Origin of the sequence: Candidatus Desulfofervidus auxilii, assembly GCA_030262725.1 — a bacterium.
Classification (GTDB): domain Bacteria; phylum Desulfobacterota; class Desulfofervidia; order Desulfofervidales; family Desulfofervidaceae; genus JAJSZS01.
Genome location: JAJSZS010000013.1, coordinates 1 through 17,304 on the forward strand (window position 1 = coordinate 1; position 17,304 = coordinate 17,304).

The following is a 17,304-nucleotide window of genomic DNA, read 5'->3' on the forward strand; positions in this document are numbered from 1 at the left end:
CTGGGATATGCTTATTAATAATGACATCCCTCCTCCCCATTCTTTAACTCTACTCTTTTTAACCCCATTGCGACTTAAAGAAAAAGGAGACCTGGTTGTCAATCTTAACTTTCCCATATTTATTGCCCGTTTAATAGAACGTATAGATGTTCTTTCTTACTTCTACTGCAATGGTCCTCCACCTGAAGAAAATCAAGCATTACTTAAAGAAGCTCAAGGTATAAAAGTAAAAGCAAAAAGTCTGCGCTGGTATGATTGGGAACGTTACTCTAGCAGACAGAACACCCGCATGAAACTTGGTGGCCTAATCGGTACCATTACCTTTTCTGGCAATCTCACTCCTTTTATGCCTTATCTATTACTTGGTCAATACATCCATGTTGGTCAGGGCACTACATTTGGCTTGGGAAGGTATGAGATAATTGAGAGGGAATAAATTATGGAATTTAAGTTAAAAACCTTAACACCAATATGGACAGGTGGAGTAGAAGGCAAGTGCGATCGGCTTCATGAAACAGGCATCATTGGTAGCTTAAGGTGGTGGTATGAGGCATTGGTAAGAGGGCTTGGTGGGTATGCTTGTGATCCGACTAGCGATGAGCGATGTCAATTGAATCAAGAGAAATTTTATAAAGCAATTAAAAGAGGAAAAACAGTTCAAGAAGCCCTAGATGAACAAATCTGTCCTGCTTGTCAGTTATTTGGATGTACAGGGTGGGGGAGGAAGTTTAGATTTAGAATACAAGCTCCCGATGGTAAGCCAATACCAGGTAGATTAGAAAAAGATACAAATTTTAATCTAATTTTCATCGAAAAAAAGAAATTTACTCCATTAGAAAAATTGCTATTAAAAAAGACTATTAAACTTATTGTTGAATATGGTGCTTTAGGTGCAAAAATAGCCTTAAAACCATCAGAAATTTCAAATAAAAATTTACCAAGTTATTCTAAAAGAAATCATTTAGATTACGGAATTATTACCTATCAAGATGGATATAAAATAGATAAAACAGAAGATATTGTTTTAAAAAAGCCTTCTGATAAGGAAAATCAGCTTGATTGGCCTAATTTAAAATACTTCTGGTTTATTCCTGGAGCTTATTTAAACCGTTTGCAAATTAATCAGCTAGTTAACAGAGACAATAAAGGATATTATCAAAGACCTTCTAAATTCCAAATATCTCTTGGAGGTTGCATTAAAGAAGAAAAATGCTGTCCTGAAGGAATAGAAAGGATGAGTAAAAAAATTTTCTCTTTTCATGGTAAAGGTTCTTGTGACCCTCAAAAAACTAAGCGGTGTTTCGGTTATGTAAGAAGCCAAGAAGAACTTGAAAAAATAAAAAAATTAATTCAGGCTCAATTAGGGGAAAAGATAAAAATTTTAACTTGGGAGAATATCAAAAATGTTTTGTGAATTTTACTTTCAAATTTTATTGGAAGAGAAACAAAGTATCAAACAGATAGAAGAACTAAAAATAAGATTAGAAGAGATTAAAAAAGATAAAAGTGATTCTACTAAAGAAGAAAAGAAGAAAATAGAAAATGAATTAAACCGAATATACGACAACCTTTGCCAAAAACAACCTGCTTTATTCTATCAATATATGAAAGTACATGGAAAAGACGCTGAAAGTCTTAAAACTTCATGGATAAAAAATTTAAAGAATCAAAAAGAAAAATTTAAAAAATTAGAAAGAAATTTTAAAGAACTTTTTGATAAAATCATTCCAAAAATTGATAAAAATTACATTTCTATTTTACCTAAATATAGTTTTGCTATCCAATTTAAATTCAAGTTGGCTAAACCATATATTAGTAAAGATGACAGGGAATTTTATATCCTTGATAATCCAATAAAAAAGGAGTGGGTATTTAAGATACCTATGGTCTCTCCTAGTACTTGGAAAGGGAATTTGCGCTGGACTATACGTAAGATTAAAGGATTAACAGATGAGCCATTTAAATCAGATGATGAGCAAATAATTCGTCTTTTTGGTAATGAAAAAGAAGAAACAGAAGCTTTTAATCAAGGCTATTTAGTATTTTATCCTACTTTTTTCTTTGATATTGATGTAGAAGTAATCAATCCCCACGATAGAAGAACAAAGGCAGGGAAAAGACCTATTTTTATTGAGGCAGTCCCTAAAAATACAGAAGGGACTTTTACTTTAGTGTATGTATCTTTGGAAAATGATCTAAATAAAGCAAAGGATTTTGCTAAAGAAGATTTAGAGATAGTAATTAATGGTATAAAGGAAATGATGTTTAAATATGGATTTTCAGCCAAAAAGAGCAGTGGGTATGGAATAATTAAAGATGAGTTAAATTCTTGCCAGCTTATTATGAATGGAGTCTCTTTATCTTTTGATGAAATAGAATCTACAAAATTTGAATTCTTTAAAGAGAGAAAAGACTTGATAGTTAAAGAATTGAAGAAGAATTAATGAATTTTGGAGAAATTGAAAAACATCGCAATTTTATCTTTTTTATGGAATTATTAGCATTTTTGCATGATATAGGGAAGTATTATGAGGAAGTGAAAGCAATTAATAAGAAAGGACATCAATATAAAACATATTCTCCTAATTATCACATCCCAATAGGAGCGTTTATCCTAAATCTTAAAAAATTAAGAAATAAGCAATTAATTCAAAAAGATAGATTATTAAACGCAAAGGGAAAATATGTTGTACTTATAGATACTTTGAAGTCATTTCAAATATTTTCAGATGTGTTTAATAAGAAATTTCTTTCACTTTTAAGCATTCCTTTCATATGGCAGAGCCTATTAGACATATCTATTGGTGAATTTGCTATGTACCATCATGAAAACAAAAAAATTTATAAATTTCTTGTAGCTGAAAATAATATTGAAAAATTGCTTTCAAAGGCTGATTACTTGGATTCTGCTGAAGATAGAGAAGGAAGTCAAAAGGTTACAAGATATAGAGCGAAGCTTCACACTCCATTTGGCTTGTTAGAAAACACACAATATGAGCTTAAAGAACAACAAAATATTCTAAATAAAATAGCCCAATGCATTCAAAATAAAAATTTTGAAAAATGTTTTTATCTTGCTCGTAAACTTAAAGGCATTTGGTCAAATGCCCCAGCCGATACAAGACCACCTTTTAATGATACTACCCTTTGGAATCATGCCTATATGGTTTCATCCATATTCAAAGCCACAGTAGCATATACATTATTGAAAAATAAGCTTATAAAACCAGAAGAAATTGCTGATAATTTAGCTATCCTTTCTGTTCAATCTCCTAATAGGGATTTTTTAACTGCGGTAAATCGTCTTCCAGATTATAATGGTCGTTGGGAAGTTTTTAAAGAAATAAGAAATGAAATTCGCAAATTAATTGAATTTAACATACCTCTTGGGAATCTTGTTTATGAAGATATTAATGGTCAATATTTTTTGATCCCAAGTCTTTCTGATGAAGAAATTGAAAAACTTTTAAACAAAATTACTGAAATTTACCAAGAAAAGACTAAAGGTCTTTTGCTCCCACGCATAAAAATAGAAAAATGTAAAATTAAAGGAAAAATACTTCAAATTGGCAAAACAATAATTGAGCTCAAAAAAGAATATGAGTCAAATATTGAGGGGATGATAAGTTGTTATCATTTTGATGAGGGATTTATAAAACCTAATTGGATTGAAGAGTGGAAAGAAGAAAAAGAAATCTGTCAAGTCTGCTTTAAAATGCCTGCTGAAAAAGAACATGTTATTTATCATGATAAGATTTGTAAATGGTGCCAAGAAAGAAGGAAATCAAAAGCTAAAGAAGATGAAGTTAAATTTATAGATGAAGTTATGGACGAAAATCAATGTTTTGCCTTATTGGTTGGACAAGTAGGATTATTGGATCAATGGCTAAATGGCGACTATATTTATACTACCTTTGTTAATAAAGAAACAAATCTTAAAAAGCCAGCTTCTCCTTCAAGAATGATGCGCATTTATGAAGAGATAGATAATTTTGATAAAAAAATTATTAAAGAATTAAAAAAAGAAAAGGAATTTAAAATAAAACGCCTAATATTTTGCGTAAAATATTCAGGAATTTCAAAAACAAAAGAAGACCTAAAATATAAAATTTATCGCCATAGATTTAATAAAAATTTCCTTGAAAATTGCATTAAAGAATATTTTATAAAAGAAAAAGGAAAATTTTCTAACTTAAATAAAAAAACTCAAAAAATTATCAATATCATCACATATCAAGGAAGACATCCATATTTAGACCTTTTTATAAAAGATGATACAGCAGAAACTGTAGCAGCCTATCCTGATATTACTATAGAAATAATAAAATCATATTTAGAAAAATATCATGACCATATTGAATTTGAATGTAAAACAGATGGAGAATCTTTAAAGATAAAAATAACTTCTTTAAATAATTTTAATTTCAAAGAAGTCTCTAAAATTAAATCCATATATTCTTTTTCTGGTGAATTTATGTATCTTGTCCCAGGAAACAGAGTCTTAAAAGTAGCAAATAAATTAAGAAAAGAGTTTAATGAAAGGTATTATAAAGTTCAAGGAAGATTGTGTTTAAATTTAGGGATAGTTTATGCTGACCATAAGTATCCACTTTATATGGTCTTAGATGCAGGGAAAAGGATGCTAAAGGAATTTCAAGTAGCAAATAATCTTATAACAGAAAAAGAATTTACTATAACAAATGATATAAAAGCCTATGGAATAAGAGCACTGTGTAAGAAAGAAAATAATACAATTGCATTAAGTTTTAAAGAAGATGTCTTTGAAAAAGAAAATCAAATTATCTCTATTGATTCTAGACTTCGCAAATTAAAAGTCAGAAAAGATAAGGAAATAGATGACAAATTTTATCCATATTTTTTAAGAAAAGTTAATGGACAGATAAAACCTATTCATATTGATGAGCTTCCTTTATGTTGTGAAATCATCTTTGCTCCAGGTATCTTTGATTTTGAATATCTAAATTCTTCAAAAATAAGGATAAATTTGACTTTAAAGAAAAAGAATAATAAATGGCAAAAAAGAGGTAGTTTATTCCCACTTATTTATACCAGACCTTATCGAATCCAAAAAATAGAAGAATTAATAAGTGCTGCAAAGTCATTTAAAAAAGAAAAACCTACTATAACTGCCTTAGAAAATTTTAGAGAAATTCTAGCAAGTGAAATTTATCGTTTATTTAAAGATAAAAAAGACTTTCCCACAAATGAAGACAAAGAGCTAATAGAAAAATTAGCACATACTTTAGTCAAAAATATGGAAGGACTAAAAAAGGAGAATACTTTAGATACTCTTTTATGTTTTAGTAAAAACCTAGAAATATTCGATTTATTAGAGCTTGAACTCTTTTTAGATGCCTTTAATTTTTTAGAGGAGGAAAAAGATGATTTCAATTAAATACCTTGCAATAGCCCTTGACCCTATCCATATTGGTACAGGAGGTTATCGTTTAGGAAGGGTCGATAATACTGTTATTAGAGACTTTGATAATGTGCCAAAGATTCCAGGGACAGCCCTTACAGGTGCGATACGCTCTTATGCAGCTATGCAGTTTCCCAATAAAAGGGGATGTGCTGGTAAGGATGAGCCTAAAGATGAAAGACTCAGACAATGTGGGGAACCTAACTGTCCAATCTGTGTCACCTTTGGCTTTAGTAAAGATACTGAGGCAAGGATAAGCATGGTTTCCTTTTCTGATGCAAGGATTCTATTTTTCCCTGTCTCTACCATGATAGGACCAGTTTGGGTAACAAGCCCAATAAGATTAAATGAATTTCTTAAAAAAGAAGAATATACTGATGATGGAAAAATAAGAGCAGTAAATGATCTTAAACTGTCTGATAAAAGGATAAATCTTGGCTGGGTTTTATTTAAAGTTGATGAATGTCTAACCCTTTCACATACTAAATTTGATCCCATCCCATCTATTATTAAAAACAATGTTGTTTGTGTCCCAAACAATATATTTCCTTTAATTGTAAATGCCAATTTAGAGGTAAGGACATCTGTCTCTATTGACCCATTTACAGGGGCTGCCTTAGAAGGTGCGCTTTTCACTTACGAAGCAATACCTAGAACTACTATATTTTGGTTTGAAGCAGTTTATCAGGATTATAATATGTTTAATAACGCCAGCAATTACATCCAAGAAGTTAAAAAGAAATTTTCAGATATTACTGATAATGCAATAGAAGCGGCAAAGGCTGTAGTTAAAGCAGGGACAGATTATTTTAAAATTCTAGGCATTGGAGGAATGAATACAAGAGGATTTGGAAGATTAGAAATTATAGGAGATTTTCAGGAGGAAACTTTATGTTAAATTTTAAAAATTTAGAAAGAGATTGTGCAGACTTTGGTTTTTCTTTAACTGATGAAGCAAAAAATTTAGTAAAAGAATTAAAAAAATCTGATAAAAGCAAAATTGTAAACACCATTACAAAGGCTATAGGTGTTTTAAGTGCAGATGGGCCATTTGCCTATATAATCTGGCTTGAATATAAAGGTTCTTTAAAGTCTAAACCCGAAGATCTTGAAGAAAAAGTAGCAAAAATAATCCATCAAAAAAGCTTTGAACTTTTAAAAAAAGAAGAATTTATTAAAAATTCAGATAATTATAAAGAATTAAGAGAGATTTTTACTGGTAAAAATGAAAATCCTGGTATTTGTCATAATATTTATCAAATGTTTCTTGTAAAAGGCATATTAGAAAAGATGCTTACTTACGCCCTTTATAGTGCTAGGGCCTTGGAAGTTAAAGAAACTAAAGAGAAAGAAGAATGAATGTTTATCGCATAAGGTATAAAGCAATTTCACCTATTCATATAGGCTTTGGGAAAAGATTAGGTATTATTAATCAGACCCGTTATTTTATTCCAGCTACAAATATTTGGGGAGCAATTAGTGCAAATCTAGCACAAAGGAATATGGAAATAATAAAGGATTATTCTTTGATAAATTACCAAGAAGCTCAAAAATTTATAGAAAAAAATTTTTTTATTACAAATTTTTATCCAGTAATTGAGAATCAAGTCTGTTTACCCAAATTTAAAAAAGAAGGTTTTTATTATGGTCAATATCCTAAATATGAATTTGAATCCCTTATCTTAGACTCCTATACCTCTACCGCCTTACAGATGAAAACAGCCGAAGAAGGTTCATTGCATGAGATAGAATTCTTAAAAAACAAGGTCAAAGGTAAAGACCTAGAATTTGAAGGTTATATTGGTATAAAAAATGATAAAATAAAAGAAGAACACGGAAATGTTAAAATTTTATATAATAAAAATCTATTTTTTCTTAAAGAAATAATCAAAAACATTTCAGTAGGTGGGGAAAGAAAATATGGTTTTGGAAGACTTAGTCTATCTTCTCAATACCCTCAACAAGTAGGAGATATTTGGAAATTCCAAATAGAAGAAGATAAAATTATTATTGGTGAAAACAAAACCACTCCTTTTTATATCAATATTATTAATAATTTTAACAAAAAATTTATAGGGGATATTGAACCTATTGTAGGCAGATTATGGATAGATGATGCCCTTTCTGGTAGAGTAGGAAGTGGTCAAAAGGTTGGTAAATATGGTCTTTGTATCGTTCCTGGTTCGCTAGTTTTAGAAGAGATAAAGATTAAGCTGAACGCATTTGGAATTGGTTTCATAATCGATTAATTAATGAGAAATAAAAGGTCATTTATTTTAGGAGCAGAAGCCTCAATTGCTCATACTAAAGGTCTATTCCCATCTATTACTGATTTTTTCATTAAGGGGAATAATTCCAAAAGAACTAATTGAGCTTTATGAATACTTTGAAGATTACTTAGCTAAAAAAGATCTATTTTCCAAATATAATGGCAAGAAAGAAGAAGTGCTAAAAAGGTTTTAAGTTTATGTTTATTGTCTGTAAATGGCAAAACAGTTAATATTATAACACACTTGCAGTTTCTTGTAGAACAAACAAGAATTTTGGTGGAAAACACCTTGAAATTCTTTTTAAAAAGTGTTAGAAAAAAATTGATGGTGGGTGTAGCTCAAGGGTAGAGCACTGGGCTGTGGCCCCAGGCGTTGCGGGTTCGAGCCCCGTCACCCACCCCATTCTTGACAATTTTTAATAAAAGGATTAAAAATTAATAGGCGCGGGGTGGAGCAGTTTGGTAGCTCGTCGGGCTCATAACCCGAAGGTCGTGGGTTCAAATCCCACCCCCGCTACCAAAAATAATTTTGATTCCTGTTAAATTTAAACGTATTTTTTTAATTTTTCTTTTATGGCCTAATGTTGTATTATCTAATGAAGCTTCTTTAAAAGCTGCAGATTTTGTTCGACATATAAAAAAGCTTTATTCTGAATTAGGTTTTTCAGAAAGATTATTATCTCTTAGGGCTTTTAGATGTTCAATCACTGCTTATTATATTGCCTTAAGTGAAAAGCATATTAAAAAACCATATATCTTGACAATTATTGATTATACAAAACCTTCTACTAAAGAAAGACTTTTTGTAATTGATCTTAAAAAAAGAAAAATCCTTTTTAAAGAACTTGTAGCACATGGCAAAATGTCTGGTAATAAATATGCTAGATATTTTTCAAACAAGCCAGGCTCTTTAAAAAGCTCTATTGGATTATACATTACTTTAAACCCATATATAGGAAAACATGGTTATTCGCTGAGATTAAGAGGTTTGGAAAAAGGATTTAATGATAATGCTGAAAGAAGAAACATTGTTATGCATGGTGCATGGTATGTGAATAGAAAGATGGCAAAATATCTCAATTGGATTGGTAGAAGTTGGGGATGTCCTGCAGTTTCTTTACAGAGCGCTAAAAAGATTATTGATATAATTAAAGGGGGAACAGCTTTATATATTTATTATCCTTTAAAAAATTATTTTCAAAAATCTCAATATTTAAATTTGCAAAAAGCAGCCATAATATTTAACAAAAAATTATTTAAAATAGCAGATTTAAAAAAGTCATCCTATTGATTTGATTTCTTCATATAATTCCTGGAGTGCTTGAATATAATCAAATTGTCCTTTTTCAATTGCATCCATTTTTTCCTCAAGTATTTTTGTTCTCTCTTCAGAAACAAAATTTTGATAACTTGAAAAAAGATAAGAAAATACTTTTGTACCAAGGGATGTTGGAATAATTTTTCCACCTTTTTCAAAGATGTAATTTCTTAAAAACAATTTATTAAGAATAGTAGCATAAGTTGAAGGTCTCCCAATGCCTTTTTCCTTCATCATATGAATTATATCTGATTGGGCTAAAAGAGAAGCTGATGGTATTTTTTTAAGCTCAGCTTTTACTTTAAATTTTCCTATAGGCAATTCTTTTTTGATATAAACAGATTTGTAAAGTTGATAAGCTCTTCCTTCAGCCTTAATTATTCTTTCATCTTCAATACTTTTTCCATCAAAAATAATTTTGTATTTTTTAATTATCACTTCATATGGTTGACATTCTGATGCCATAAATCTTCGAAAAATAAGATCATAAAGCATAAAATGTCTCCATTTAAATCCTTCAACTTGTAAAACGCCCTCTTGTATCAATCTGTGTAATGTGTCTCGATCAATGGGTCTTGTAGGCCTAATACACTCATGAGCTCCTTCCATAAACCATTCCTTTTGGGCAAAATCTTCTTTAAGATACTCTTTTGCTATCTTTAAACCTACATCACTGACACGGGTGGAATCAGTTCGATGATAAGTAATCATACCATTCTCAAAAAGATCTTGAGCAATTTGCATTGTTTCTTGCACAGAAAGTTTAAGTATTTGATTTGCGTCTTTTAATAAAATATCAGTTGTATATGGTGGAAGCGGATTCTTTTTTTCTCTTCTTTCTTCAATAAATAAAATTTCAACTTCAAATTCTTCTTTATCATATTCAAGCGTAAGATCCATTTCTTTTATTATTGCAACTGTTTTCTTTTTTCTACTTTCTTTAAATCTGTTAATTATCCAACCAAGCACAGGTGTTTGAGCCCTACCAGCAGAAAGGTTTTTATTATTAAATATTTTCCACAATCTTTGACTTAATCCAAAACCTATCCATCGATCCTCAATTCTCCTAACAATTTGAGCTTTTACTAGATTTTCATCAATATCCCTTAAATTATCAAGTGATTCCATAACTGCTCTTCTTGTTACTTCATGAAATTCAGCCCTTTTAACCACCCCACATCCAGAAAGAAGATTTTTAATATCCCAAGCAATTTTTTCTCCTTCAGCATCCGGATCAGTACCTATAATTACTCTTTCTGTATCATGGGCAAGTTTTCTTAATGCAGATATTCTTTTTTTTGAATCATCAATATCCTGACTACCACATTTTGGACAATTTTTTCTTTCTTCTGTAAATTGATATCCACAACTTTTACATCTTTTTATTGAAGCATATATTGGGATAAATTCATTATTAACTTCAATCCCATAAAAACCTCTATTTGTTATTAAATCAGTTATATGACCAATGCTTGCACTTATAAGCAAAACAAATTTTTCCATTGGAATTTCATAAACTACAGTACCATTAAGAAGTTTAATGCTTGGTTTTCCGAAAAATCTTGAAATTTGTTTTGCTTTTGTTGGACTCTCAACAATAAAAAGAGTTGGTCTTATTAACTCAAATTCCTTTCTTCGTTTAAATCTTTTACGGGTTTCATCTAATTCTTTTTTAATAAAATCAAAATCAATTTCTTCAAGTTTTTTAAACTCAAGTTCATAAAATTTGGCTCTTTCAAGAAAAGCTGATAAAATTTCAGTGTCTTCTTCAAAGATAAAACTTATTCCTTTTGTAACTCCACCAGAAAATAACCTTGAAGTCCTGCCTGAACCTTGAATATAAGTTCTAATATCAGGAAATATTATCTCTCCCTTTTTAATAACAACATCTTTACTTGCTTTTTCTCCTTTTTCTATAAGTACTTTTATGGTCTCTCTCAATTGTTCAATAATGTCCTTTTTACCTTCAAGATTATTTAAGTATGGCAAATATTTTTCTATTTCTGGGTAATTACGATAAATTAAAGCAAGAATTCTAAGAATATTAGGAGAGGTATTTTCAATATCTTCAATTTTAAGTTTTAAAACAGGACAACCGTAAAAAACTGCAAATCTAATTTTTTCAGGTAAATCAAGCCCTCTAATAAGAGCACCGTAGTAATAAGCAGTTCCAACAAGATAATCTAATTCACATTTTTCAAATTTTTCAAAATCTTCATTTTTCCCGGCTATTACTATTCCAATTTTAAAGTTATTTTTAAGAAAATTATAAATATCTTCCGCTTCTTTTGCACTTTTTGTATATATTATTCCACCACTTCCAAGTTTTTTAAGAATTTGGCTTAGTATAGTTAAATTTTTTTTATTTACTACAATATCTTCTATATTTCTAACAGTAAGGTTTGAAGAGCCAATATCAAAATTTAAAAGCTTTCTAAAAAGCTCGGCTTTTTTTCCTTTTTTTGCGGTTGCTGTAGAAACCATTAAACAACCTTTAGCTTCTCCCTTCCATTTCTTATCCCAATAAAATCCAACAAGATGAAGGATTCTTTCGATATTTTTAGATGCTTTTAAAATAGCATCAACATCATCAATAAATATAAAATCAAAAATTATGTCTTTAAATACTTCAAAATGTCTTGATAAAAATTGAGTAGTTGTAATTAAAATATTGTAATTTTGAATATTTTCAAAAAATTTTTCTCTTTCTTCTTTCTTTAAATTACTATGATAATATCCAATAGAAATTCCTTTAATTTTTATCTTTTGAATAAATTTTTGAATATTTTCAACACTTTGTTTTACTAAAATTGAAGTGGGGAATAAAAGATAACATTTTTTTCCCTTAGAAGAAAGATAAAGTGAGATAACAATTCCAAAGGATGTTTTTCCAATCCCTGTTGGAGCTGTAGCAGCAAAACTCTCTCCTCGTAATAATCTTTTTGCCCAGAGTTTTTGAATTGCTCTTGGTTCTCCTATACATTTTTTAAAAAAAGAAAGAAAATCCTTCACAACTTTGTCTTCTTTAAATTCACAAAGGGGACTAAAAACATTTTCACAATTTGAACATACAATTTCTTCACTTGTTAAGTCCTTACCACAAATAGGACAAAGATTTGCGTAAATAACATTCATTTTAATAACTTTATAATTATAAAATTAAAAAAAGTCAAAAAAATATTTTTCTTGATTTCATTTTAACATACCCTTATAATTTCCAAATATGGAAGAAATTATTGGTACAGAAATCAATCCATATAAAATAAAAAAAGCTGATATTATTATAAGCATTCCTTCTCTTAATGAAGCTGAGACTATTGCTATTCCTGTAAAACAAGCTGCTGAAGGATTAAAACAATATTTTTCGAACTATTCCTCGGTTATTATAAATTGTGATGCCAATTCTACAGATGGCACTAAAGAAGTGTTTTTAAATACACCCACAGGTGATATTCCAAAAATTTATCTTTCCACACCTTTGAATGTTACTGGGAAAGGAAATGCCTTGCGAATGCTGTTTTATAAAGCATGTGAAATGGAAGCAAAAGCAATTGTCACTTTAGATGCAAATTTAACAAGTGTTACACCTAAATGGATCCGAAATCTTTGTCAACCATTATTTGAAAATTTTGGTTTTGTTTCGCCTCTTTATGTACGTCACAAATATGACAATATGATTGCTAATATCATTGCCTATCCCCTTTCACGAGCTCTTTATGGTCGCCGCATACGACAACCTGTAGGTGGTGATTTTGGATTTTCAGGTAGATTGGCCAAAGTCTATGCTCAGACCGATTATTGGAATGAGATGGTTGGACAATTTGGAATAGATATTTGGATGGTAACTATTGCTGTTAATACAGGCACCACTATTTGTCAATCCTTTATGGGACGTCCGAAAATACACCACGTTCAAACTCCACCACGAGATCCAGCTTTAATATTTTCTCAAATAATGATTACTATCTTTGACCTTATGGAAATATTTGCTGAAAATTGGAAAAAAGTAAAATGGAGCAAACCTACTGCTATCTTTGGTTTTGGTCTAGGAGAAATAGAACTTCCCCCACCAGTAAATGTTGATCAAGAAATTCTTTATCAAAGATTTTTAAAAGGATTTGAAGAGTATAACAAAATTTGGGAAAAATTTTTGAATCAGTCTCATTTAAATAAATTATGGGAAATCAAAACATTAAATTTTGAATTTTTTGATTTTCCAACAGAACTTTGGGCAAAAATTCTTTATGATTTTGCTGTTGGCTATAAAAAAACAAGAGATAGAAAAATTCTTATTGAATCTCTTATTCCTTTATATTTTGGGAAAATGCTTTCTTATGTAAAGAAAACACAACGTATGTCTATTCAGGAAGCAGAAGAATTCACAGAATATGAGTGTGAGATATTTGAGAAAACTAAACAATATCTTTTGGAAAAATGGGATACTTGACAATAATCACTTAGATGGTTAAAAAAATTTAGCACTCTTCTTAAGAGAGTGCTAAAATGGTGAGTTTAATATTATCTGAACGAGCAAAACAGGTTTTAGGCGCAGTAGTAAATATGTATATTCAAACAGGTGAACCTGTAGGTTCACGTGTGATTTGGAAACGATATCGTTTGCCTATGAGTCCAGCTACTATTAGAAACATTATGGCTGATTTAGAAGAAATGGGGTTATTTTATCAGCCATATACCTCTGCTGGTAGAGTACCTACAGAAAAAGGATGGAGATTTTATATTGATACTCTTTTAGAAAAAAGACCACTTTCTCAGGAATGTAGATTAAAAATCAGACAAAGTTTACAAGAGGCAACCTATGATTTAGAAAAGGTATTAACTGAAAGTTCTCGACTTCTTTCTTCCTATTCTCAACAAACAGGGATAGTAGCAGCACCTAAATTTTCTCGCATTATTTTAAAATATATTGAATTTGTAAAATTAAATGAAAATGCTATCCTTGCTATTATTGTTGGTGCAACAGGGGTGGTCTATCATAGAATCATTTCTGCACCTTCATCTATACGTCAACAAGATTTAGACCGATTTGCTAATTATCTTAACACTTTTTATGCTGGTTTGACTTTAGGGGAAGCAAGAGCAAAGTTAATTGAAGAAATGAAAAAAGACAAAGAAAAATTTGATGTTATTTGGAAAAGAGTTATTCAATTGAGTCAAAGAGTTCTTCAGCCAGAAAAGGAAAAGATTTATATTGAAGGAACTGCTAATATACTTAAATATCCTGAATTTACTGATGTAGAAGTTATGAAAACACTGTTAGCTGCATTTGAAGAAAAAAGTCTTATTGCTCGTTTACTTGAACGTGTTATGCAAGGCGCTAAATTGCAAGTTTTTGTTGGCTCTGAGATTGCAAGCAAAGAATTAAAAGATTGTAGCATAGTTGCTTCACCTTATTGGAGTGGAGAAACTGTTATGGGAACAGTTGCAGTTATTGGACCTATGCGTATGGATTATAGTATTGTTATTCCACTTGTTGAATATATGGCTCAAGTTTTAAGTGAAGTATTAGCACAAACTCAATAAAGAGGGATAACTATGAGTGAGGAAGAAAAAAAAGAAAAAGAACAGAAAGTAGAAGAAATTGATAAAATAAAAAAAGAATTAGAAGATAAAACAAAAGAAGCTGCTAAATATCGTGAGGAATGGCTTAGGGCATTAGCAGAGCTTGATAATTTCCGTAAGCGTGCGGAAAAAGAACGTTCAGATTATTTTAAGTTTGCTAATGAACAATTAATTAAAGAAATATTGCCTATTTTAGATAACTTGGAAAGAGCTGTAAACCATGGACAGTCTTCTAATGATTTAAAAGGACTTTTAGAAGGAGTAAAGCTTACTTTAAAAATGCTTAATCAATGTCTCGAAAAATTTGGTGTAAAACCTATAGAAGCAAAAGGGCAAAAATTTGATCCAAACTTTCATGAGGTTATTCGAGTAGAAGAAAAAGAGGATGTAGAAGAAGGTTCAATTATAGAAGTATATCAAAAAGGTTATCTTTTACATGATAGATTATTGCGCCCAGCGCTAGTAGTGGTAGCTAAAGGCAAAACTCAATGAGGATTTTCCCTAAAATAATCTTATTTTTCCTTGTTTTCTCATTTGGTTTTGATTTTTTTAATTTTAGAACAAAGTATCATTTAGCCTGTCTTTTACCTTTAAATGGTGAAAAAAAAATTATTGCTCAGGATACTTTAAAAGGGCTTTTGCTTGGTTTGGAAATATTTAAAAAGGATTCTAATTTTATTTTATCAATTTATGATACTGAAGGAAACCCAATGGCAGTTACACAAGCTTTGGAAAAAATAGCAAAAGATGACTATGAAATGGTTATAGCGCTTTTAGGGAAAAAAACAACCCTACCAGCAGTTATTAAAGCAAGAACATTGGGAATTCCGCTTATTATACTTTCAAGTGAGGAAAATCTCCCTTTAGGTGATGGTATATATCGTGATTTCATTACTCCTAAAATTCAAATAGAAAATCTTTTAAATTTTGTTATGGCTGAACTTGGTCTTTCAACTTTTGTTATATTCTGCCCAAAAGATACCTATGGACAGAAATTTTCAAGATTATTTAAAGAGGAAGTAGAAAAAAAAGGTGGAGAAATAAAGGCAATAATAACATATTTGCCTGGGACAACCGACTTTGGTCCTCAAATAAAAAAATTGATTGGGAAGGAAATAGCTGAAGCAAAACCAGAAACTTTATTAGAAAAACCACCAAAACTTCCCTTTGAAGCGGTTTTTATTCCTGATATTTATTTAAATTCAGCTTTTATTATTTCACAATTTGCCTATTATAATGTTAGAGATTTAATATTTTTGGGTACTACCCTTTGGGGACATCCAAAATTTGCTCAAATGATAAAGGGAAATTGTCAAGCTGCTTATTTTCCTACTGGTTTTACCTTACAAGCTAGACAACCATGGGTACAAGAGTTTATCGCTGAATTTAGAAAAACATATAAAATTTTTCCTAATTATCTCTCTGCTCAAGGCTATGAAGTTGGAAGGATTTTGGTTTATTTAAAAAGTCTTAAAAATTTACATCTTGAAAACGCTTATGAAGCAATTCAAAATTTTCCTGGAGTTACAGGTCTAACAAGTTTTCTTTCTAATGGGGAAGTAAAGAAAAAAATTTATATTATGGAGATTAGCAATGGCATCGTTAACCTCGTCTATTAAAACAGGTATTGTTAAAGATAAACGTTATTTTGACCATAATCCAGGTATATGGCATCCAGAATCACCTCAAAGATTAAAAAGTATTTATACTCATTTAGAGAAAAGCGAAATTAAAAACCTTTTTGAAGAAATTACACCTCGTTTTGCTCTAAAAGAAGAAATTGCTTTAATTCATGCTCCAGAATATATAGATTTTATTGCTGGCACTGCTGGAAAAGAAACTACTCTTGATCCAGACACAATAACCTCACCTCAATCTTATGAAATAGCACGTCTAGCAGTAGGAGGAGGATTGAGCTTAATAGAAGCTATATATGAAGGGAAAATCCATAATGGATTTGCATTAATAAGACCACCTGGACATCATGCAGAAAGAAGAAGGGCAATGGGATTTTGTCTTTTTAATAATATTGCTATTACTGCTGCTTATGCTTTGAAAAATAATTTAGTACAAAAAATTTTAATTGTAGATTGGGATGTTCATCATGGAAACGGCACACAACATGCATTTTATGATTCATCAAGTGTACTTTATTTTTCTATCCATCAGTATCCTCATTATCCAATGACAGGTAGAATAGAAGAAATAGGAGAAGGTGAAGGTAAAGGATTTACAGTAAATGTACCTTTAAGTCCAGGATATGGAGATGAAGATTACATTTATTTATTTATAAACTTACTTTATCCTATTGCTCAAAAATATAAACCTCAATTAATTCTTGTTTCTGCTGGTTTTGACCCATATGTGGATGATCCATTAGGAGGTATGAAAGTATCAGTAAATGGATTTGCTGCTATGGCACAAATATTAAGAAAAATAGCAGCTGAATTATGCGAAAATCATCTTGTTTTCTTTTTAGAAGGCGGATATCATTTAGAAGGTTTGGCAAAATCTGTAGAAGCAGTAATTAAAGTCCTTTTAGGACAGGAAATAAAGTTACCTAATCTCTCTCATTATAAACCTAATCTAGAAATTACTCGTATTTTAAATCAACACCGAAGTTGGTGGAAGTTTGAATGAATTCTCTCTTGACAATAAGATAAAATTTAAGTTTCAATAATCAAAATTTTTTGGAGA

Annotated in this window: 14 protein-coding genes and 2 tRNA genes; 15 read left to right on the forward strand and 1 reads right to left on the reverse strand. The window is 30.3% G+C overall.

What is annotated here, in order from left to right; all coding sequences use genetic code 11:
* The 10 genes from cas6 to LWW95_07835 form a co-directional block, all read left to right on the forward strand.
* On the forward strand, positions 1-436 hold a 436-nt coding region (gene cas6, locus LWW95_07790; GenBank protein ID MDL1956929.1), incomplete at its 5' end, for a CRISPR system precrRNA processing endoribonuclease RAMP protein Cas6.
* Positions 437-439: 3 nt separating this feature from the next.
* Positions 440-1,414: a type III-B CRISPR module RAMP protein Cmr1 gene (cmr1, locus tag LWW95_07795; GenBank protein MDL1956930.1), complete on the forward strand. Its 975-nt coding sequence runs from the start codon at positions 440-442 to the stop codon at positions 1,412-1,414.
* Positions 1,404-2,444, forward strand: coding sequence for a hypothetical protein (locus tag LWW95_07800; protein MDL1956931.1), 1,041 nt, complete (start codon positions 1,404-1,406; stop codon positions 2,442-2,444). The genes cmr1 and LWW95_07800 overlap by 11 nt, the downstream gene beginning before the upstream one ends.
* Positions 2,444-5,416, forward strand: a complete 2,973-nt coding sequence (locus LWW95_07805) for a hypothetical protein (protein MDL1956932.1) — start codon at positions 2,444-2,446, stop codon at positions 5,414-5,416. Before LWW95_07800 ends, LWW95_07805 begins: the two co-directional genes overlap by 1 nt.
* Positions 5,403-6,338 (forward strand): type III-B CRISPR module RAMP protein Cmr4, encoded by a 936-nt coding sequence (cmr4, locus tag LWW95_07810; protein MDL1956933.1) that lies wholly within the window; start codon positions 5,403-5,405, stop codon positions 6,336-6,338. Before LWW95_07805 ends, cmr4 begins: the two co-directional genes overlap by 14 nt.
* Positions 6,332-6,799 carry a hypothetical protein gene (locus LWW95_07815; protein ID MDL1956934.1) on the forward strand — a complete coding sequence of 156 codons (468 nt, stop codon included), beginning with the start codon at positions 6,332-6,334 and terminating at the stop codon, positions 6,797-6,799. The genes cmr4 and LWW95_07815 overlap by 7 nt, the downstream gene beginning before the upstream one ends.
* A complete protein-coding gene (locus tag LWW95_07820; protein MDL1956935.1) occupies positions 6,796-7,689 on the forward strand; it encodes a hypothetical protein in 894 nt (297 codons plus the stop codon). The genes LWW95_07815 and LWW95_07820 overlap by 4 nt, the downstream gene beginning before the upstream one ends.
* Before the next feature lie 348 nt (positions 7,690-8,037).
* Positions 8,038-8,112 (forward strand) — tRNA-His (locus LWW95_07825).
* A 40-nt stretch (positions 8,113-8,152) separates the two neighbouring features.
* Positions 8,153-8,229: transfer RNA gene (locus LWW95_07830), tRNA-Met, on the forward strand.
* A gap of 9 nt (positions 8,230-8,238) precedes the next feature.
* Positions 8,239-9,000 (forward strand): murein L,D-transpeptidase catalytic domain family protein, encoded by a 762-nt coding sequence (locus tag LWW95_07835; protein ID MDL1956936.1) that lies wholly within the window; start codon positions 8,239-8,241, stop codon positions 8,998-9,000.
* Here the strand turns inward: LWW95_07835 and rgy are convergent.
* Entirely contained in the window at positions 8,989-12,162 is a 3,174-nt protein-coding gene (rgy, locus tag LWW95_07840; GenBank protein MDL1956937.1) for a reverse gyrase, read from the reverse strand. The genes LWW95_07835 and rgy overlap by 12 nt on opposite strands.
* A gap of 88 nt (positions 12,163-12,250) precedes the next feature.
* On the opposite strand from rgy, the gene LWW95_07845 reads away from it, so the two are divergent.
* The 5 genes from LWW95_07845 to LWW95_07865 are packed head-to-tail and all read left to right on the forward strand — an operon-like array spanning position 12,251 to position 17,247.
* Positions 12,251-13,474 (forward strand): glycosyl transferase, encoded by a 1,224-nt coding sequence (locus tag LWW95_07845; protein ID MDL1956938.1) that lies wholly within the window; start codon positions 12,251-12,253, stop codon positions 13,472-13,474.
* A 56-nt stretch (positions 13,475-13,530) separates the two neighbouring features.
* Positions 13,531-14,568: a heat-inducible transcriptional repressor HrcA gene (gene hrcA, locus LWW95_07850; GenBank protein MDL1956939.1), complete on the forward strand. Its 1,038-nt coding sequence runs from the start codon at positions 13,531-13,533 to the stop codon at positions 14,566-14,568.
* A 12-nt stretch (positions 14,569-14,580) separates the two neighbouring features.
* Entirely contained in the window at positions 14,581-15,099 is a 519-nt protein-coding gene (gene grpE, locus LWW95_07855) for a nucleotide exchange factor GrpE (GenBank protein MDL1956940.1), read from the forward strand.
* Positions 15,096-16,226, forward strand: a complete 1,131-nt coding sequence (locus LWW95_07860) for a penicillin-binding protein activator (GenBank protein MDL1956941.1) — start codon at positions 15,096-15,098, stop codon at positions 16,224-16,226. The genes grpE and LWW95_07860 overlap by 4 nt, the downstream gene beginning before the upstream one ends.
* Positions 16,201-17,247, forward strand: a complete 1,047-nt coding sequence (locus LWW95_07865) for a histone deacetylase (protein ID MDL1956942.1) — start codon at positions 16,201-16,203, stop codon at positions 17,245-17,247. The genes LWW95_07860 and LWW95_07865 overlap by 26 nt, the downstream gene beginning before the upstream one ends.
* The last annotated feature ends 57 nt before the right edge of the window (positions 17,248-17,304 follow it).